Consider the following 19,686-nt stretch of genomic DNA (forward strand, 5'->3'; position numbering starts at 1 on the left):
CATCGAGGCGCTTCGGGATCGATCAGGAAGGACGCGTATGGCGGTGACGTTGCGCCTTGGACTGCCCGCGCTGATCCTCAATGCACTGGCCGCATCCGTGGCGCTTGGCGCGCCGACATCGACGAAGACCATAGCGGATCTCGATCTGGCCCGGCCGTTCGCGGCACGCTCGCCGTGGCGGTTCACGGCGACCCAGGGGCCCCCAGTCGAGGGGCTTTCCGGTGAACCGCAGGACGGCAAGATCAACCTTTACATCAGCAACGACAAGGGCCGCTCCTGCGCCGCGGGGCTCGCCGACAGCTTGGTCCTGCGGGCCGGCCCGGACCTGTTCTCCGAACCGCATTTTCTCGACAAGGCCTTGCTCGTGCATCCGGGCGACACGACGACGCTGCTGCTCGTGCAGATCGCCAGCCAGCCTGCCATGAACGGTGACCAGCGAACCGCAACGCTGTTGTTCGGCTATGATCGCGCAGCGGACCGTGTCTCGCGGGTCTATGCGCACGTCACCGGCAGGAACAACAATCAGGAGGTTCGCTACGTCACCAGGGGCAGTTTGCGCGGTGCCGTCATCTCGGCGGAGCCGACCAGCGACGCACCCTTCGCCTTCTGGGTGACGGTGGACCGCTTCGTCCGGCCGGGACGCTACAAGCAGGTGCTGCGGTACCGCAGCGCGACGACCTATGGCGACGGCAATCGCCTGGCGGTGATCGATTCCGAAATGCCGAACATCGTGCGGCAGCTTGGCCTCTGGCGGCAGGGACAACCCTTGCCCTTGCCCGACGGTGGATGCGCACGGCCACATCTGGAGCGGGGCGCGCTGTGGTGCTGAGCCATGCTCATGCGGCTTGACCAAATCATTGGTGCTACAGCTGGATCCGGGGACGTCGCCAGGCCAGAACAGGGTCTGATCGTCCGCCAGGCAGGGAGGCTCTTGGCAAAGCGGTGGGCTGGATCCGTGATGGTCGCCGCCGGATCGATCATCTGCGCCGCAGGTGCCGCCGCGTCGCCTTCCGTCGTCAGCCTCCAGTGCGAGGTGGTGAAATCCCCGGCGTGCGTGGAGGCGAAGGCCTGCCGGTCCGCGGACGGCGATGTCGGGCAAAGCTATAGCTTCGACCTGGCGGCGATGACGTACCAGGCGCCGCACGATCGGGGCGCGATCACGGAGCTGCAAACAAAGAAGGGCTTCATGACCTTCCAGTTGGGCGACGGCAGCTTCTATGTGCACAAGGATGTCGGGGAGGGCGATCCGTTCACGTCGTACCTGTACGGGTCGCCACACGAGATGCGGAAGCTTCAGTGCACCGCCCGCTACGATCCCATGGTGACGGAGGCGGACGCGGAGGAGCGGCGCCGACTGGCCGGCCATTACTATTTGTCGGGCGTGATGGAGACCGCGTCGGAACTGCTGCTCCGCCCGGATGGACGGTTCGCCTGGATCATGAGCTACGGCGCGGTCGATCAGGAGGTGCAGGGCAAGTGGCGGGTCGATGGCGGCGCCGTGCTGCTGGAAGCGCAGCCGGGTTCAGGCGCCTCGCCAGCGTTTCGGCAGCTGCGGCTGCGGATCGATCATGGTTCATTGCTGCTGAACGGTGCTGTTCGAGGGCGCTACGACCGACATCCTTGAAGGGCGTCACCGGGAGCGCGCGGCCGACCGGCTCAGCATGCCACGGTCCAGCGGCCCAGCATTGTGGCCACAGTGCCGCCGCGATCGATCGTGAGGAAGGCCCTCGTGCTGCTGCTATCGGACGCCGCGTTTGTCGAGGTTCGGCCAACCCTGCGGACCTGCAGCCGGTACTGCGAACAAGCGATGGCGCGCTGTCCCTCGTCGAGCGCTCGGGTGTTCGCTTCCGTAAGCCGGCAGGCGTGAAGACCGCGGGTGTCGCGAAGCACGAGTTCGGTACCGACAAGCTGGAGATGGTCGAGATTGGCGACATGGAAGGTCGAGGTGCAGCCCGTCTCGGTCGTCGACTCCTCGTCGCTGTTGGTCAGCGGGAGGAGGGGGCTGCTCGCGCGATCCGCCGGAGCCGATCGAACGGCTGCTGGGGCAAAGGCGCCGCCGGCAACAACGGCTGTGAAGATGGCCGCGCGGATCAACAGCATCATACTTCCTCTTGCTCCATCGTGTTCCTGCGTTGAGGGTAAGACCGTCCGCTCGCAAGTCGCGAAGGTGGGCCTGGTCAACCTGTACGCTGCACTTTCTTCGCTCGGCAGAAAATCGGTCGTGAAGCCAGGGTCGCCGCTCGGGCTTTCGCCTCGCGCAAGCAGCCGCTAGCTTCGGCGGAAAGGGGAAGTCGCAATGCGGAAGTGGTTCGTTCTGGGCGCCGCGCTGTGGCCGGCGGCATCGCTGGCTCAGAGCACGCAGGGCGACGTGCAGGTCACCATCTACAACAGCGGCGTATCGCTGGTTCAGGATGCGCGGACACTGACCGTGGCGCAGGGGCGCAGCCGCCAGGAGTTCCCCGATGTATCGGCGCAGATCCGGCCCGAGACGGTGACCCTGAGCGGCCCGGGCATCGGCATCGTCGAACAGAATTTCGACTTCGACCTGCTGTCGCCCGACAAGTTGATGGAAAAGGCGGTCGGTCAGGTCATCACCATCGTTCGCACCAACCCGGCCACCGGCGTCGAGACGCGTGAGCAAGCGCGCGTACTGGCCGCGAACGGCGGCATCGTGCTGCAGATCGGGAACCGCATCGAGGTGCTGCGCGACGACGGCCTGCCCGTGCGCGTTGTCTTCGACAAGGTGCCGGACAATCTGCGCGCGCGGCCCACGCTGTCGGTGACGATCGACGCGGCACGTGCCGGGCCGGTACCGGTGCGGCTGTCCTACCTGACCCCCGGGCTCGGCTGGACGAGCGATTACGTCGCGATGTTCGATGAAAAGGCGGGCACGATCGACGTCCAGGGCTGGGTGACGCTGACCAACAACACCGGCACGACCTTCACCAGGGCGGACACGCTGCTGGTGGCGGGCAATGTCGGGGGTGCGGCCAACCGCTTCGCATCGGTGGGCGATGGCGCCGCCATCGAACAGGCCGGCACGGAATCGGGGACCCGCCAGCGGCTGGGCGATTTCTATCTGTACCCGTTGGCAGAGCGGACGACGATCGCCAACGCACAGCAAAAGCAGGTCAGCTTCCTCGACGTAAAGGCGGCGGCGGCGCGCAAGGCGTATGAATTCAACAACGGCTGGCTCGGCGGCAACGAGGTACCGCGCAGCGCGGCGACGGCCATCAAGTTCTCGACCTCACGCGCCGGCGGGCTGGGCGACCAGCTGCCCGCCGGGACCGTTCGCGTCTACATGCGCGATGCGCGCGGCGATCCGCAGTTCATCGGCGAGAACCGCATTCCACACACGCCGATGGGGTCGTCGATGTCGATCCGCACCGGCGAGGCGTTCGACGTCAAGGTCAAGGCCGTCGTGGCCGAACGGACCCGATTGTCGAACCGTCGCTGGCGCACGCGGATGGTCTATACGGTCAGCAATGCGCGCGACGTGGCGGTGACCGTCGACCTGGCGCAGGACGGACTTTGGGGCGACGTCAGGATCACCGATCAGAGCCTGGCCGGTGAACGTGTCTCGGCCGATCGGGTGGAATGGAAGGTTCCGGTCGCCGCGAACGGCACGACCGATCTGACGGCGACGTTCGACTCGCGGTACTGAGCGTGCTGCGCTGGTTCTGGCTGCTGTTGTTGCTGGCCCTGCCGTGGCTGGCGCTGCCGTCGCTCGCCCATGCGGAGCCACAGGTCGTGATCTCGCGCGATGTCGCCGATGTCGCGGTGACGGTGTACCGCGATCCCTACCGCGTGGGTGCGATGAACGCGAACTGGCCGGGCGGGTACGCGCTGATCACCGAAACCCGCACGATCAGCGTGCCGCAGGGCGACAGCCAGATCCGCTTCGAGAACGTGGCCGAAGGGCTGCTGCCGGAAACCGCCATCGTCACCGGCCTGCCTGGCGACGTGCGCGAGAAGAACCGCGATGCGCGGCTCATTTCGCCCGCCGGGCTGATCGATGCGTATCTCAAACGGCGCGTGTTGCTGCGACGTACCGACCCGGCGACCGGCAAGGTTCGTGGATCGACGGCCATCGTCCAGGCCGGCCCGGATGGCGGCGTGATCCTGCAAACCGCCGACGGCGTGGAAGCGTTGCACTGTTCGGGCTTGCCGGAGCGTATCCTCTACGACCGTGTGCCCGACACGCTGACGGCCCGGCCGACCCTGTCCATTCTCACCCATGCCGCTCGACCGGTCACCGCGACCGTCCAGCTGACGTACATGGCGCAGGGCTTTGACTGGTCGGCGAATTATGTCGGGCAACTGGCACCTCGTGGCGACACCATCGGGCTGTTCGCCTGGCTGACGGTCGCAAATGGCGGGCAGCAGAGTTTTCGCGATGCGCGGCTTCAGGTCATCGCCGGCAAGCCGAACAAACGGGAGAACAATCCGCCGCCGCCGCCGCCATCCGCCTGGCTGGACCTGCAATGCTGGCCCGCCGACGTGACGAGTACCCATCCCAAGCAGACGTTCACGCCGATGCCGCTGCCCAAAGGCACCGATCTCGCTGCGTTCAACAGCGTGGGCAGCAATGCGCCCGGCAGTTTCGAGACGCGCAAGCAACGGCGAGCACGGGAAAAGGCGGAGCGGGAGGCGGCGCGCTATGCCGATGATGCAGGTGCGGACATCGTCGTGACCGGCAGTGCCGTTCGCTCGTCGCATCGGCGTGAGCGCCTGCAGTTCGCAGCGATGCCGGCGCCACCCCCGCCGCCACCGCCACCACCACCTCCGCCGCCTCCCCCCGCACCGGCCTCACCGGTCACGATCGCAGGCGGCGCACAGGCGGCGGTCGAGGCACTGGGCGACCTCAAACTGTACCGCGTGCCGATGCGCGTCACCGTCGCGGCGCAGGCCCAGAAGCAGGTGGCGATGCTAGTCCAGCCCGACGCCGCCTTCGACCGAATCTACATTCTCGATCTGACACGAAGCGTGCCGCCGACGCGCATCGTGCAGTCCACACCGTTCGAGCTGCGCGCTCGCAACGTGGCCAAGTCAGGTCTGGGCGTCCCGCTACCCGCCGGCATGGTCGCCCTGTTCGCGAGCGGTCCGCGACGCAGCCTGTATGCGGGCGAAGCATCGATCGACGATCTGGCGGTGGGCGAGCGCGTCGTGCTGCGCTTCGGCGACAGCCCCGACGTCAGCTGGACGCTCACGCGCATCGCCGACGCCAAGGAACGGGAGCAATGGCGCCTCGATACCAGCAACGCGCGCGAGATGGCCGTCAGGGTCGAGGTCATGCTGCCGTTCGGGGTCGAGGAAAAGCCTGCGAACGCCGAGCGGCGAGGTCAAGGTTGGGTGCTGCCCGTCGATGTCATGCCAAACGGCACAAGCAGCATCACCTACGCGATAAAGCGGTAGACTAGTCGCCGCGCAATAAGGGGCACGCCGGGGCCTAGTTTAACAAGCATGAACGGGCGTCTGTCCCCGATAACCGCGCGAAGGTACCAAGCGCTCGCGTTGAATGGTGCCGAACCAGAAGACTTCCCGCGTCAGCGCTCCCGATCCGCTCCGTATGATGGCCCCTCTTTCGAACGTCCTTTCTGCCACGGCCAGCGTCCGTCGATCTCGACTTCCAGCGAGAAGCTCAGGAAGGTCCTGATCAGAACGATGCCGGCAAGGACCAGGAGGCTTTCGATCGTCGGTTCGACTGCCACCGTGTTGATGATGTCAGCCGCAACGAGGAATTCCAGGCCCAACAGGATTGATCGGCCAAGACCCGAACGGAAGTCGGCGACGAGCGTTGCCCGGTCCGTCACGCCTCTGGCAAGTCCGATGATGAAAACCGCCAGCGTCCCGAACGCGCCCACCACTATGATGGCCGTGCCGACGACCTCGACGGCGCTCGTCGCCAGGCGAATCAAACCAGCTTCGTTCGTGAACATGGCGCGTCATGCATCAACGCTATCGAAGGCACAATTTGCGGTGGCGCCGACTCCGCATCGCAGGGACGGATAAGGGTCTGAAGTCGATAGGCGGGCGATCTCTGACGAATACGGGTCAGGAGATCGGCTGTTGTTGCCCCCTAATTAGCTGACAGGGCCTCGCGGGTTGCCGCGATGAACTCGCGTGGTGAGCTGTAGCCGAGGGCGCGGTGTGGATGCACCTCGTTATAGTGGTCAATCCAGTCTGGCAGCTGGGCAATGACAGTATGCGCATCGGGCCTAGGGCTCACGCGGACGTAGTCGCGCTTGAGGGTGCGGACGAACGCCTCGGCCACGCCGTTGGACTGCGGGCTGCTGAGCGGTGTCGTGAGCGGGAGCAGCCCGATGCCGCGGGCAAAGGTGCGGGTGTCGCGCGCGGTATAGCAGCTACCGTTATCCGTCAGCCACTCGATTGGCTGGGGCACGCGGTTCACCCGACCGTAGCGGTGCTCGACGGTAGCGACCATCAGGTCCTGGACGTCCTCGGCGGTGATGCCGCTAACCGGAATGCCATGAGCCACTTCCGGATATTCCCAACTCTGCTGGAACTCATGGGTTACGATGCCGAGGAGACGCGGCGGATCTACGGAGCACCCTTGGATGACCCTGCAGAGGACGAGTTCTCGTTCAACATGCTTTTCAACACTCGACTTGGCCGCAAGCCTGAATGGCAACATATCGATCTGAGCAAGACCAGCTCCACCCGCGAGGACTTTCGGGGCACCTCAACAAGTCCGATGTCGGGGCTTTAAAACGAGCCTTGAAATACCTGCTTTGTCGCCTTGAGGTAGAAAACCATGGCGCTAGACGTAAGGGGGCCGGCTGACCGAGGCGGCTGCAAGGAGCTTGGGTACGCATGGTACCCGTAAGCTCTCGCCGCGTTCGTCCTTCAGTTAACCACCGCAGGACTCGCACATGTGCCAGCGTCGACGGCCTGCTGCAGCGGCCGCCAAGAGTTCCCGCTGGCAGCGGTGACGACCATTCAATGCGCCGAAGCAGGCCTGGCGCAGAGCGGGGTTCCGCCCCGAAGACGGCAGATGCGGTCTAAATCCGACCGGCTCGTCCAAAAAACAGGTGCCAACTCAGACCAACCCGCACGCGAATCATGGCCGGAGAAGTTTCAGGGGGCCGCGATGGCGCTGATACCTGCGATCGCCAGTTTCTGTGCCGGAACCGCTGTCGCGGAAAAGGACAGGCGAAGGAAGCGCGCGCGTAGGGGAGCATCGAAGGCGATCCTCTGGGTCGCAAGCGCGTAGGCGATGTTGGCGAACTCTCCCGTCGCGGCCACATCCCATGTCTGGCCGTCCAGGCTCGTCTCGCAGAGGTAGCCGGCCGGCGGCGCAACACCCTTCGCCACGGTGCGCGAGGGCGTCAGGCTGAACCCGGCCAGCCGATGGGTCGCGCCCATGTCTACGGTGATGCTGGCCGGAGCGGCGAGGTTCGGCGCGGGCACCGTCCAGCGTGTCGCGGCATCATCGTCCAGCACCGCCTCCGCCCCGGGCGCGGACGCCGCGACGATACGCCACTGTCGGGTCGACAGCAGGTTCGGGTCGCTGGACCGTACAGGCGCCACCGTCGCGGGCGCGATTTGGCGGAACAGCGCCACTTCTGAAATAGCGGGGCAGGCCGGCGCCTCCAGTATCACCAGCCTCAGGCGGCGGGCGGAGATGGGCGCTGGCAAGCGGATGATGCGCTGGGCGCCGATCGACTGATGCTCTCCCAGCCTGTGCCATTGACCGTCGACCTCCGCCTCGACCGCAAAGCGGGTGACGCGCGCGCCGAGCGGCAGATGCTCGCGCAACCGGATCAGGTCGAATGCCCGGCCCGGCGGCAGGTCCAGCGTCAGCGTCGGCGTGCGGTCGGCGTCCGGCGTCGACCAATAGGTGTCGCGCCGCCCGTCCAGCACGCGGCCGGCGGCAAAGGCCGGGCCCCGCTCGGCGGTAGCGGTCGCCGTCGCTCCCTGCGCCAGGTCGGTCGCATAGGTCGCCGCCTGTGCCGCGCCAAACGCGCGCAGCACCGCGACATCGATGTCCGCCAAGCGCCCGCGTCGGTCGGGCGGCAGGTTCAGGTTCAGGTTGGTGCCGCGCCCAACCGACTCATCGTACAGGGTCAGCAGCCTGTCGGGAGTCTTGACCTTGGCGTCCTCATCGGCGTGGTAGAACCAGCCGGGCCGGATCGATACGTCCGTCTCCGCCGGCCACCATAGGGGCGCGCCCCGCACCCCGCTGTTCCCCTCGCTCTGCACATAAGGGTGGTTCGGCATGGTCGGCCAGCAGGGGTCGCCCGCCACCCCATCCTCGTTTCCGACCCAGCGCACGTCCGCACCGAGCGGGTCGAAGGTGCAGGCCATCGGCTGGTGCCGGTGGACCAGCGCGATGGTTGCGGGCCAGTCATAATAGCGCGGCGCGTCGATCTTTCGCGTATCGCGCGCGCCGCCATAATAGCCGTCCCCGCCATTGGCGCCGTCGAACCAGAATTCGAACAGTTCGCCATAGCCGGTGCACAGCTCCACGATCTGTTTGCGGAAATACTCTACATAGGCGGGGCGGCCATATTCCGCATGGTTCCGGTCCCACGGCGACAGGTACAGGCCGAACGACAGTCCGGCGCGGCGCGTCGCCCGCTCCATCTCCCGCACGATGTCGCCCTTGCCGTTCCTGTAAGGACTGTTGCGGATGCAATGTTCCGTCAGCCGGGTGGGCCACAGGCAGAAGCCGTCATGATGCTTGGCGGTCAGGATGATGCCGCGCATCCCCCCCGCCTTCGCCGCCGCGACGATCTGGTCGGCGGAAAAGTCGGTCGGGTCGAACAGCGACGGGCTTTCGTCGCCATAGCCCCATTCGCGGTCGGTGAAGGTGTTGATGGAAAAGTGGACGAACGCGTACTGCTCGCGCGCATGCCAGGCGAGCTGGCGGACGGAGGGCGTCGCACCCCATGGCCGAGGCGGCGCGATGCCTGCTGCGCCGAACGCGGGCACGGCGGCCGTCGCAAGGCCCGAGGCGATAAGGGTCCGGCGGGACAGGTCGGTCATGCGAAAACTCCGTGAGTCGGGGCCGGGCCGCCGAAGGATGGCGACCGGTCGGCGCCGAAGCGGCGGTTCGGTGCGGTCGGCGTGGTAAAGACAGGCGTGACGCCGCGGATCAGCACGTCATGCGATATCCAGCTTCTGGTCCACGGCCTGCCGGTCCGGCGGACCGCCGTGAGATAGGGTGTGCGGGCGCTGTTGCGCGGTGCCTTGATCGTCTCCGTGTGGCTCTCACCCACGCGCACGGTCGCGCGCTCGAACAGTGGTGAGCCGAAGACATGGCCCGCCTCCACCGGATCGACGGGATAGAGGCTCGGCGCAGAGGATACGAACCGGGCGCTCATCTGGCCGCGATCGTCGTTGCCGATGATGCCGTCGGAGGCGTGGCGGTACCTCTGGGTACAGCGACCGGACCATTGCCTTTGTTTTCCACGGGCGCCGACATGGGCGTACAGACAGGGCCCGTGCTGTGCCGGCTCGTCCGCATAAGCGTATTGATCCGCCAGCCCGGCCATGTCCGGCGGCGGTTTTGCGGGCTGAGGAGAGAGGGGGCGGAGAACAGCGCGTCTAGCTTGCGCTTGAATGCCGCACCGCCGCCCACGTGCGCGATCAGGCCATCGATGTCGTGCCGGTCCGGAGACGCCGCCTGCCAGGCGGGCATCGGCATGTGGTCGAATCGAACGGAATCATAAGTCGACCGCCACCCGCCATTGGTGACGCGGCGCCGGGTGAACCCGATGCCGACGTCGGTCGCCTTCGCCCAATTTCTCGCGCGCTTCAGCAGACGGTCTACATCGGTTCCCGCACCGGCCTGTCGCACGATGCGATGAGCTGCCCAATCGCTATAGGCATATTCCTGCGTGCGGCTGACGTTCTCGTTCCATTTTTCGGCGGCCACATAGCTCGGCCGATCCAACAGGTAGCGGTTGCGGCTATCGGAGCGGTCCGGGGCGGTGATGTCGAACGAACGGTGACGGATGGCGGCCCATGCCGGGGCATAGTCGCCCTGGATGCCGTTCGCCTGGGCTTCCGTCAGCACCGGAACCGCGTACCAGCCGATTGTGGTCGCGGTCTCCACACCCTGCGACGGCCAGACCGGCGACCCGAGTGGGGTCCGCTGCGCCTGGCGGATCAGGTCGGCCATCAGGCTCTGCGCGACGTCAGGTGCGATACCAGCGGCGGACGCCCGTCGGGGAAGGGGCGCGCGATCGCCAGCGCCGATCCGGCGGCAACGGCCAGCCCGCCGGCCTGCGCCGTGCGACGCCTCACGATCACTTCGGCAGTTCCATCGCGGCTCCGTTGATGGTCAGGTCGATCCATACGCCCGGCGCATCGTCCGGCTGGCCGCCGCCGATGAACAACCGGTATGCACCCGGCACGACCGACCGGGTGCCGTCCCGCGCCACGGTGCTGAGTTCGCGCGGGTCGAGCGTGAAGCGAACGGTGCTGCGCGCGCCCTGCCTCAGCGGCACGCGTCGGAAGCCGACCAGTTGCCGTTGCAGGACGGGGGTCGTCAGTCCGCCGCCCGACCCGGTCGGGGGCACCAGATAGGCCTGCGCCACCTCCTCGCCTGAACGATCGCCCGTATTCGAAACGGTCGCTTCCACCGTCACGCTGCTTCCCGCCGCTACCTCCACCCTGGTCCGCCGGACCGCATAGGCAAAGCGGGTGAAGCTCAAGCCATGGCCGAACGGCCAGAGCGGCTTGCCGGTGAAATAGCGATAGGTCCGCTCCTTCATGCCGTAATCGACAAAGGCGGGAAGGTCCTCCGTCTGCCGATAGAAGGTGACCGGCAGGCGCCCCGACGGATTGCTGACACCGGCCAGCGTATCGGCGATGGCGGTGCCTCCCGCCTCGCCGGGATACCACGCGGCAAGGATCGCGTCGGCACCCGCGGGGTCGATCGCCACCGCGCTGCCGCTGGTCAGGACGATCACCATCGGCTTGCCTGTCGCCTTCAGCGCGGCCAGCAGGCGTTGCTGCGCCAGCGGCAGCGCGATGTCGGTGCGGTCGCCGCCGACGAAGCCGGGGACGCTAACCTGCAACGCTTCCCCCTCCAGGTCGGGGGACAAGCCGACCACTGCGACGATCGCGTCCGACGCGTTCGCCGCCTCGACCGCTTGTTTCAACAGCGGTTCGGCCGGGGGCATCCACAGCAGGCGGATGCCCTCGTCGTCACTGACATGATCGAGTTCCAGGCGGATCGGCACCGCGCGGCCATCGCTGTCGAACCGAACCTCCACGCGGCCCTTGGCGACCTCGCCGGCGGCGACCGGACTGCCGTCCAGCCACATCCGCACCGCATCATGGTTTTTGCAATATTTCCAGCACGCCGGCACATCGACGAACAGGCGATAGCTGCCGGGGCCGGGCGGCACCAGTTCGCCCGTCCAGCGCACGCGCCATTGCTCACCCAATCCCGCGACCGGGGCGGCGCGATTGTGGTCGCTGTCGACGCGCCGTTCCCGCCGCGTTGCCACCGCCTGACCGGCGGGCGACAGATACTCCGCCTGCAATCCTGGGTCACCGTTCCAGCGCAATGCTGTCTCGGGCACCACGACGGGCGCTCCATCGGCCAGCACCGACCCTTGTGCGTATCGGACATTCGACGTCCCGAACCGCGCGCGAATGCCGTCGAGCGGCGTGACCGGCGCAGCGGCGGTGCCGTGATAATTGCCCTGCAACACCCCCAGGTCGTCGGCATCCGCGCCGATCACCGCAATCCGCGTGCCGGCGCCGAGCGGCAACCGGTCGTTCCGGTTCTGGAGCAGCACGATGGCCTTGCGCGCCGCCTCCAGTGCCAGCGCGCGGTGGGTGGGCGTGTCGACCTGATCGGGGCGGATGCCGCGCCAAGGGCCGGCCCCGCCGAACGCGATGCCCAGGTCGCGGCGTGCGGTCAGCGCGCGGGTCAGCGCCGCGGCCACCTCCGCCTGCGATACAAGTCCCTTGGCCATAGCCTGGGGCAGCGCGGCAAAGGCGGTGCCGCAATTCAGGTCGGTGCCGCCACGTATCGCCGCCGCCGCTGCACCCGCCGTATCCAGGCGGTAATGGTGGAACAGCTGGATGTTCGACACCGCGTCGCAATCGGACACGGTGAAACCGGTGAAGCCCCAGTCGCGCCGCAGCCGATCGTTCATCAGCGCGCCGCTGGCACAGGCGGGAACGCCGTGAATGGCGTTGTAGGCGCACATCAGCGACCGCGCCTTGCCCTCCGTCACCGCCATGCGGAACGCGGGGAGGTAGGTCCCCTCCAGGTCGTACGGGCTGGGATCGACATCGAAGCCGTCGCGCCCCGCCTCCGGCCCGCTGTGCACGGCGAAGTGTTTCGGTGTGGCGATCACCTTGGGATGGGCCGGGTGCGGACCTTGCAGTCCGGTGATGAAGGACACTCCCAACCGGCCCGTCAGATACGGATCCTCGCCATAGGTTTCCTGTCCACGGCCCCAGCGCGGGTCGCGGAAGATGTTGATGTTGGGCGACCAGATCGTCAGCCCCTGATAGATGCGGCGATCGGCGGCGACCGGCCGTGCGTTGAACTTCGCCCGCGCTTCGGTCGCTACCACGTCGCCGATGCGGTGGACCAGATCGGTGTCCCATGTCGCGGCCATGCCGATCGCCTGCGGGAACACGGTGGCGATGCCGTCACGCGCCAGCCCGTGCAGTCCCTCGTTCCACCAGTCATATGCGGGCAGGCTGGCCTGCGGATCGGCGGGGGCGCTGCTTTGCAACTGTGCCGCCTTTTGCTCGGGCGTCATCGCGGCGACGGCGGCGGCGACCGGATCGGACACCTGGGCGGCGAGAAGCATCCAGATCATCGCCGCGATCCCAGCGAACGCAGGGTCATCGCGGGGGCCAGCACGGCGGGTGACGCCTGGGCGGTTACTGGGACCGTGCGGCTTTCACCTGGCAGCAGGTCGAGGCCATTGTTCGACGGCTCGGCGGCCGTTGCGCCGAAATCGAGCTTCCCGGCGCGCGCCAACTGCGCCAGCGTCATGACGCCGTAAATCAAGCCCGTGCTCGTGGCCGCGACGATGCGGACGCCGCGGGGCGCCACGTCCGGCCGGCACCCCTCCAGACCGCCGACCGCCGCGTTGCGGACCAGCTGCAGGGTACCGTCACCCGGCGCGGCGATCAGCGCGATGCCGCGTGTCGTGCCGATATGTTCGACCAGCAGCCTGGCCGTGTCCGCCGCCTCCGCATCGTTTGCCGGATAGCCGATGCGGCTGCCCGTGCGGATGGTGGTCGCTTCCGTCGCTGGCTCTATAGAGGTGGGCGGGAGCAACAGTCTGGCCGCACGCGGTTGCGGTGCGGCACCAGCTGCCGAAGCGAGGATCAGGCTCCCGGCGATCATCGCTCCCCATGTCGAAACCGTCGCCACCATGCCGCTGCCTCTTTCTACGCCAATCGGCCGCATGAGTGTACCAATGTATGTCCATGTGCAAGCTGCTACACGGCGTTCTAGCGCCGATAGAGGCTTGTCAACTCCGCCATCAATACTACCAATGTGTGCCATGATTGGATCGCATCGTCGCTGCCGCCAGGGCGGGCTAGGTTGACGCCCGTCATGAGGAAGCGGGCCGTGGCCCGCGCCGGCAGTGTGGGCCGCAGCAAGGGGGCGGGCGTCGACCTTTTTCGAGTGGATCGGCCGTTTTCGGCGTGGCAACCCGTCGCCGCTTTACCCGCAGCTTCAGAAGCTGATGCGCGGCGCGATCGGTGGCGAACGGCTGTCACCGGGCGACGGCCTCACCGCCGAGCGCGACTTAGTCACCCCATAAGCCACCTCGCGGATCACGATGCGCAAGGTGATCGGTGGGTTGGTGGAGAAGGAGGTGCTGACCCGTCGCGGTGGTGCCGGCACGTTCGTCGCCCGGAAGGTCGAAAAGAGCTTTTCCAAGCTGTCCTCCTTCTCGGAGGACAGCTCGGCGCGAGGTCGGCGTGCGTCGAGCAGCTGGATCAGTCGCGCCGCTGGCACGGTGAATCCGGAAGAATCGATGTCGCTGGGACTGTCGCCCGGCGCATCTGTGTATCGGTTCCACCGCATCCGCTATGCCGACGAACAGCCCATAGTGCTGGACTCCACCACCATCGCCGGATGCTCCCTGCCGGGCGTCGAGGCCGTGAAGGTCAGCCTGTACGTCGCACTGGAAAAGGCGGGCAGCCGGCCGGTTCGCGCGTTGCAGCCTTCGCGCGCGGTGGCGTTCGGGACCGATCATGCGCGCATGTTGGGGCTGGACACGGATCGGCCGGGCCTGCTGATCGAACGGCGCGCGTTCCTGTAGAAAGGGCGCGCGGTCGAGTTCACCCGGTCCTATCATCCTGGCGACAGCTACCATTCCGTCGCGGAACTGAGCGATCCATGACGACGGAGAGCGCTGCCTCCGCTTGCCAGACGAGTGCCGCGACGCGGTGCCTTATTACCCCGTATGGAATGATGCCATGAACCGCCGATCCTTTCTGCTGTCCGGCGCGGCCGCCGTCGCGCTGGCCGGTCCTGCACCGTTCGCAATGGCGCGGGGGCGGGTGCGAGCGGGCGGAGCGGGGGCGCTTCCCATGCCGTCGCCTCTCGCCGAGCTTCCGGTGCCGCTGCCGCTGGTCGATCCCGCTCGCGTTCGGCTGGAACAGGGTTGGGTGTTTCACGCAGGCGACGTGCCGGTGCCGCCGCCTGCGAACCATCACGACACCTATCTCAGCGTAAAGGCCGGCAACGCACCCGGTGCCGCGGCACCGGCGTTCGACGACAGCGACTGGGCTCCTGTGCGCCTGCCCCACGATTGGGCGGCCACCCAACCTTTCGTGCAGAGCGCCAATGTCAGCCAGGGTTACCGCCCGCGCGGCATCGGCTGGTATCGCCGCGTGCTGACGCTCGACCCCGCCGACCGGGGCAAGCGGATCGAGCTGCATTTCGACGGCATCGCCACCCACGCGACGGTATGGATCAACGGCAGCGAGGTCGCGCACAGCTGGTCCGGCTATTCGGCCGTGGTTATCGACATGACCCCCTTTGCCCGGTTCGGCGACGAGGAGAACGTCATCGCGATCCGCGTCGATGCGGAGGCGATGGAGGGATGGTGGTACGAGGGCGCGGGGCTGTATCGCCATACCTGGCTGGTCCGCCGCGCCCCGGTCGCGATCGCCACCGACGGCGTGCATTGCGACCCGCGCGCCGGCCCCGATGGCTGGCAGGTGCCGGTCGACGTCACGCTGGATAGCGTCGCGCGCGACGTTGCCGGTGTCACCGTGCAGGCCCAGTTGCTGGACGCGACCGGTCGGGCGGTCGCACACGCTACGACGGACGTAGTGGTCACGCCACTCGATCAGGCACGCGCCGCGCTGATGCTGGACGCAGGCGGAGTGGCCTTGTGGTCCGTCGAGCGGCCGACCCTGTACACGGTGCTGGTGCACGTGATCCGAGACGGCGAAACGGTCGACGAGCGGCGCGTTCCCGTCGGCTTCCGCAGCATACGCTTCGACGCCGATCGGGGGTTCCTGCTCAACGACCGGTCGGTCAAGCTGAAGGGCGTGTGCCTGCACCAGGACCATGCCGGGGTCGGCGTGGCGGTGCCCGACACGCTGCTCGAATGGCGGTTGGGACGGCTGAAGGCGATGGGCTGTAACGCCATCCGCTGTTCGCACGGCGCGCCGGCGGCGGAGCTGCTGCATCTGGCCGACCGGATGGGCTTTCTGGTCATGAACGAGAACCGCCGCTTCAACCCGGCGCCCGATTACCTGGCGCAGCTGCAATGGCTGGTCCGGCGCGACCGCAACCATCCCAGCGTCATCCTGTGGTCGGTGTTCAACGAAGAGCCGATGCAGGGCAGCGAGGCGGGCGTGGAGATGGTGCGCCGGATGGTTCATGCGGTGAAGGCACTGGACGACAGCCGCCCCGTCACCGCGGCGATGAACGGTGCGTTCCTGGATCCGGTCAGCGTGTCGGCCGTGGTCGATGTCACCGGCTTCAACTACTACCAGAACGACTATGACCGCTTTCACCGGGCGTATCCGGGTCGGCCGATGACCAGTTCGGAGGACACCAGCGCTTATGAAACGCGCGGTGCCTATGCCAGCGATCCGGCGCGGCACGTCATCACCTCCTACGACACGGAGGTCACAAGCTGGGGCGACACGCATCGTGCGACGTGGCGCAAGATCGCGGAACGGCCGTTCGTGGCCGGCGGCTTCGTGTGGACCGGGTTCGACTATCACGGCGAACCGACGCCATACGACTGGCCGACCATCTCCAGCTTCTTCGGTATCCTGGACCTGTGCGGCTTCCCCAAGACTGCGTTCGATATCCGCAGCGCGCAATGGGTCGACGACCGGGCGGTCGTGGCGATCGCTCCGCATTGGACCTGGCCGGGACGCGAGGGCCAGCCGATCAGGGTCGCGGTATCGTGCAATGCAGAAACGGTGACGCTGATCGTCAACGGCAAGGCGATCGGTACGCAGGCGGTCGACCGCGTCATGGGCAATGAATGGTCCGTCCCCTATGCCCCAGGCCGGATCGAGGCGGTGGCGCGGGCCGGCGGCCGCATCGTCGCGGTGGCGGTGCACGAGACGATCGGCGATGCCGTCGCCCTGCGCCTGACTCCGGCCCGTACGATCATGGCGGGCGACGGCGAGGATGTGCAGCCGGTCACGGTCGATGCGGTCGATGCGGCGGGCCGGCACGTCCCGACGGCCAACCTGGCCGTCCACTTCAGCGTCGCCGGCGCGGCGATCATCGGGCTGGGCAACGGCGATCCCAACAGCCACGAGCCGGAACAGGGCGATGCGCGTTCCTTGTTCAACGGGCTGGCGCAGGTGATCCTGCGGGCCGGGCTGGGCGAGGGGCGGGTGGTGCTGACCGCGGCGGCGCCCGGCCTGCGTCCCGCGCGCCTGACGATCGACTGCCGGCGCACGGCGCCCGTGCCGCGGGTGGCGGCCACGCCGCGGGTGCAGCGGTTGCTCGACTGGCGCCGCTCCCCCGCCTTTGCCAGCCGGCCGTCGCCAGATCTCGCGCCGACCGATGGCGACAACAACAGCTGGGCGTTCGTCCAGCCCGGCGTGGCGACTCGTACGGAGAGCGCGGGCGAACCGTGGCGCCTCTATCGCACAGCCGTGACACCGTGGCGCAGAGTGGCTGCCGAGGGAGGCGTCCTCCGTTTCGAGGCGGTAGCCGGCAGGGCGGAACTGTGGATCGACGGGCGCAAGCTGGCGGACAAGGCGTCGGCCGATCCTGCCCCGCTGGTCGCGAACCTGCCCCCCGCCACCGGGCGGCGGCTCATCGTCCTGCTGGTGGAGGTCGTGCCAGGCGCCCCATCCGGGCTGTTGGGGCCGGTCACCCTCGCCGCCCGCGCGGCGGGATAAGCGCGGGTCCGGCCCGCCGATCAGATCGATGGGCGGGCTCCATCGGCGGTGAGCGTGGCGAGTACCGGCTCCTCCGCCAGCGGTGCAGCACCTCGGGAAAGGGGTGCGCCACGCAACGCACGCCTAATCCGCGCGCGCGTTCGTCGGCGACGGCGTCATGCCGCAAGCACACCCGCAGGCAGCCGGTGGCGTGACCCGGCCAGCACGTCGGCCGCGCCGCCCAGTGCGGCCACCAGCGAGGTCGGCGCCGCGCTGGACAACTAGGCCGCGTGGCGCGGCATCATCGTCCATGGGTTCCATGTCGACCCTGCAGTGCTGCGCTTGGCGGTACGCAGCAGCCCGACGGTGGCTTCATGCCGATTTACGGCTTGATGCGGTCGGTGGGCGCGGCGGAAAAAGGTGCAGGTGACGACCGCGGTCGGCGGCGCGGTCCGCAGCCGGGGACCGAGTTGCGCCAGAGCGGTCGCATTGGCGGCGAGCGTTCATGTGACGGTGGCGTTTGCCTCCTCTGCGCGCGCGGAACATGGCTCTATGTTCGCTGCCAGAGAACGGAGGCGCTGTTGAACTGGTCGGCACGGCGATGCCGCGTCAATCTGCACTAACCTTGGTTATATAATGGTATTATAATTTTCCGGAATGCGGCGGAGAGCCATGCAAGCTTTTCAGCGTTGAACATTATCTGTCTCTATCCGGCAAAGCCGCATCGGCGCGAGGCGTGTACCTCGCGAATTCGTTTGAAGATGCGGCACGGCAAGTCAGCATTGACGCCGCCTCAGGTCAGGATGGTGATGTGGCCGGCGGTTTGTGATGCAGTACGATAAGGGGGGCGGCGCCATCGATCGCCTGCATGGGGCCCTCAGACGTGAGCATCCGGTTGAGGCCCACCGCAACCGCCTGCTCCAGTGCTTCCACCAAGTCAAAGACGGGGCGTAGCGACGGGCGCTGGGCGTCGGCTGCCGTGCGGTCTGTACCGCACGTGCAGGCATGCGCGATCCGTTCAGCAAGCGTCGCCTGATTGAGCCGCCGGTCGGCTTCGCTCGCGCCGATCACCACGCCGGCCAGACCCGCCTCGGCCGCGAGGCGGATGTCGTCGGCGACCAGCGCCCGTTCGGCGGTGGAGGCGATGAAGTCCCCTTCGCGGGGGCGGCAGAGCAGGTGGACGGGCAGGGTCCCCGCCGCGGCGGCGCGGATCAGCGACTCCGGCGGGGTCAGGCCGCCGATGCCCAGCGCGGCGCACAGCTCGATCCGGTCGGCGCCGCCCTGCGTGGCCGCGACGAGCCCCGCGACCGAATCGACGCACACCTCCAACAGGCGGCGCGGGGGCTTTGCTGGCGTCGGTGTCACCTCAGGCCCGGAACAGCGATCCGGCCTTGTGGACGACCGTGCGGCCGGCGGCGTCTGTCGCAGCATAGGTGAAGCCCGGCAACAGGCAGAACGCGCCCACTTCCCCTTGCGGGCCAAGCGCCAGGAAGCCGACCTGAACCCCCCGGATCGCGTCGCCGCGCAGGGAGGCGATGTGCCGCACCACCTCTTCGCAGGCGGCCTGCGGGGACAGGCCGGCGCGCATGGAGGCGACCACGCGTGCGGTGCCGGCCACGCGCGTCACCTCTTCGCCCAGGCCGGTGGAGGTCGCGGCACCCACACCGCGCTCCACGAACAGGCCGCAGCCGACCTGTGGCGAATCGCCGACCCGGCCGCGCATCTTGAACGCCATGCCGGAGGTCGTGCAGGCGCCCGCGAGCCGCCCGGCCGCGTCGCGCGCCAGGATGCCGATCGTGTCATGGTCCAGCGCGCCGCCAGGCGTTCGCGACACGCGGTTCTCGACATTCGCCTCCGGCCGGTAGTTCGCGGTGCGCAGCCAGTCGCGCCACGCCTTTTCCGCCTCCGGGGTGAGCAGCGCGCGCTGTGGAAAGCCCTGGTCGCGGGCGAAGCGGGTCGCGCCGTCTCCCACCAGCATGGTGTGCGGCGTCTTTTCCATCACCCGCCGCGCGACGGAGACCGCATGCACCGTGTCTTCCAGCGCCGCGACTGCGCCCACCTGACCGGTATCGTCCATGATGACCGCGTCGAGCGTCACATGCCCGTCGCGGTCGGGATAGCCGGAATAGCCGACCGAGTGATTGGCGGGATCCGCCTCCGGCACCATGCCGCCGGCCTCCACCGCGTCGAGCAGGGAACCGCCCGCGCTCAGCCGCGCAAACGCCGCCGCATTGGCCGCCGCGCCGAAATCCCAAGTCGACAGGACCGTCGCGCCAGGCCCCGCAGCGCGCTTGCGCCGTTGCAACGCGGCGGCAGGCGTCGCGGCCAACAGGCCCATGGCGGAGAGCAGAGAACGTC

At 67.8% G+C, this 19,686-nt stretch carries 14 protein-coding genes and 3 pseudogenes; 6 read left to right on the forward strand and 11 right to left on the reverse strand.

Annotated elements, in window-relative coordinates:
• The first annotated feature begins 37 nt into the window (after positions 1–37).
• Positions 38–829, forward strand: a complete 792-nt coding sequence (locus tag BMX37_RS10250; RefSeq protein ID WP_212611428.1) for a hypothetical protein — start codon at positions 38–40, stop codon at positions 827–829.
• A gap of 126 nt (positions 830–955) precedes the next feature.
• Positions 956–1,624 (forward strand): hypothetical protein, encoded by a 669-nt coding sequence (locus BMX37_RS10255; RefSeq protein ID WP_139198068.1) that lies wholly within the window; start codon positions 956–958, stop codon positions 1,622–1,624.
• 32 nt (positions 1,625–1,656) lie between these two features.
• Here the strand turns inward: BMX37_RS10255 and BMX37_RS10260 are convergent, their stop codons facing one another.
• On the reverse strand, positions 1,657–2,103 hold the full coding sequence (locus tag BMX37_RS10260) for a hypothetical protein (protein ID WP_093665622.1): 447 nt from the start codon (positions 2,101–2,103) through the stop codon (positions 1,657–1,659).
• A 193-nt stretch (positions 2,104–2,296) separates the two neighbouring features.
• On the opposite strand from BMX37_RS10260, the gene BMX37_RS10265 reads away from it, so the two are divergent.
• Positions 2,297–3,664 carry a DUF4139 domain-containing protein gene (locus BMX37_RS10265; RefSeq protein WP_093665623.1) on the forward strand — a complete coding sequence of 456 codons (1,368 nt, stop codon included), beginning with the start codon at positions 2,297–2,299 and terminating at the stop codon, positions 3,662–3,664.
• The gene (locus tag BMX37_RS18805) at positions 3,598–5,415 is read left to right on the forward strand and encodes a DUF4139 domain-containing protein (protein WP_212611429.1); all 1,818 of its coding nucleotides are present in this window, start codon (positions 3,598–3,600) and stop codon (positions 5,413–5,415) included. The genes BMX37_RS10265 and BMX37_RS18805 overlap by 67 nt, the downstream gene beginning before the upstream one ends.
• A gap of 131 nt (positions 5,416–5,546) precedes the next feature.
• Here the strand turns inward: BMX37_RS18805 and BMX37_RS10275 are convergent, their stop codons facing one another.
• The 8 genes and pseudogenes from BMX37_RS10275 to BMX37_RS10305 all read right to left on the reverse strand — a co-directional run bounded on the left by BMX37_RS10275 (position 5,547) and on the right by BMX37_RS10305 (position 13,384).
• Positions 5,547–5,939 (reverse strand): DUF1622 domain-containing protein, encoded by a 393-nt coding sequence (locus BMX37_RS10275; RefSeq protein WP_093665625.1) that lies wholly within the window; start codon positions 5,937–5,939, stop codon positions 5,547–5,549.
• 140 nt (positions 5,940–6,079) lie between these two features.
• Positions 6,080–6,478: pseudogene (locus BMX37_RS10280) on the reverse strand (integrase core domain-containing protein); the annotation flags it as partial.
• A gap of 620 nt (positions 6,479–7,098) precedes the next feature.
• Complete coding sequence (locus BMX37_RS10285) at positions 7,099–9,009, reverse strand: alpha-L-fucosidase (RefSeq protein WP_093665627.1); 1,911 nt, start codon at positions 9,007–9,009, stop codon at positions 7,099–7,101.
• Positions 9,006–9,518, reverse strand: a complete 513-nt coding sequence (locus tag BMX37_RS19310; protein WP_093665628.1) for a glycoside hydrolase domain-containing protein — start codon at positions 9,516–9,518, stop codon at positions 9,006–9,008. Before BMX37_RS19310 ends, BMX37_RS10285 begins: the two co-directional genes overlap by 4 nt.
• Before the next feature lie 92 nt (positions 9,519–9,610).
• A pseudogene (locus BMX37_RS19315) lies at positions 9,611–10,147 on the reverse strand (glycoside hydrolase domain-containing protein); the annotation flags it as partial.
• Positions 10,147–10,272, reverse strand: coding sequence for a hypothetical protein (locus tag BMX37_RS19320; protein ID WP_280139240.1), 126 nt, complete (start codon positions 10,270–10,272; stop codon positions 10,147–10,149). The gene BMX37_RS19320 and the pseudogene BMX37_RS19315, both read right to left, overlap by 1 nt.
• Before the next feature lie 2 nt (positions 10,273–10,274).
• Positions 10,275–12,818 (reverse strand): glycoside hydrolase family 3 C-terminal domain-containing protein, encoded by a 2,544-nt coding sequence (locus BMX37_RS10300; RefSeq protein WP_093665630.1) that lies wholly within the window; start codon positions 12,816–12,818, stop codon positions 10,275–10,277.
• Complete coding sequence (locus BMX37_RS10305) at positions 12,815–13,384, reverse strand: glycoside hydrolase family 20 zincin-like fold domain-containing protein (RefSeq protein ID WP_170841922.1); 570 nt, start codon at positions 13,382–13,384, stop codon at positions 12,815–12,817. The genes BMX37_RS10300 and BMX37_RS10305 overlap by 4 nt, the downstream gene beginning before the upstream one ends.
• A 214-nt stretch (positions 13,385–13,598) precedes the next feature.
• Here BMX37_RS10305 and BMX37_RS10310 point away from each other — a divergent pair.
• Together BMX37_RS10310 and galA are read left to right on the forward strand one after the other, a co-directional pair.
• Positions 13,599–14,363 (forward strand): annotated as a pseudogene (locus BMX37_RS10310) (GntR family transcriptional regulator).
• A 76-nt stretch (positions 14,364–14,439) separates the two neighbouring features.
• Positions 14,440–17,349 (forward strand): beta-galactosidase GalA, encoded by a 2,910-nt coding sequence (gene galA, locus BMX37_RS10315; protein ID WP_093665632.1) that lies wholly within the window; start codon positions 14,440–14,442, stop codon positions 17,347–17,349.
• Between the two features lie 777 nt (positions 17,350–18,126).
• Here the strand turns inward: galA and BMX37_RS10320 are convergent.
• Together BMX37_RS10320 and BMX37_RS10325 are read right to left on the reverse strand one after the other, a co-directional pair.
• Positions 18,127–18,651 carry a copper homeostasis protein CutC gene (locus BMX37_RS10320; RefSeq protein ID WP_244501530.1) on the reverse strand — a complete coding sequence of 175 codons (525 nt, stop codon included), beginning with the start codon at positions 18,649–18,651 and terminating at the stop codon, positions 18,127–18,129.
• 43 nt (positions 18,652–18,694) lie between these two features.
• On the reverse strand, positions 18,695–19,666 hold the full coding sequence (locus tag BMX37_RS10325; RefSeq protein ID WP_093665345.1) for a glycosylasparaginase: 972 nt from the start codon (positions 19,664–19,666) through the stop codon (positions 18,695–18,697).
• Between the last annotated feature and the right edge of the window lie 20 nt (positions 19,667–19,686).

Origin of the sequence: Sphingomonas gellani (assembly GCF_900110035.1) — a bacterium.
Taxonomy (GTDB): Bacteria; Pseudomonadota; Alphaproteobacteria; order Sphingomonadales; family Sphingomonadaceae; genus Sphingomonas; species Sphingomonas gellani.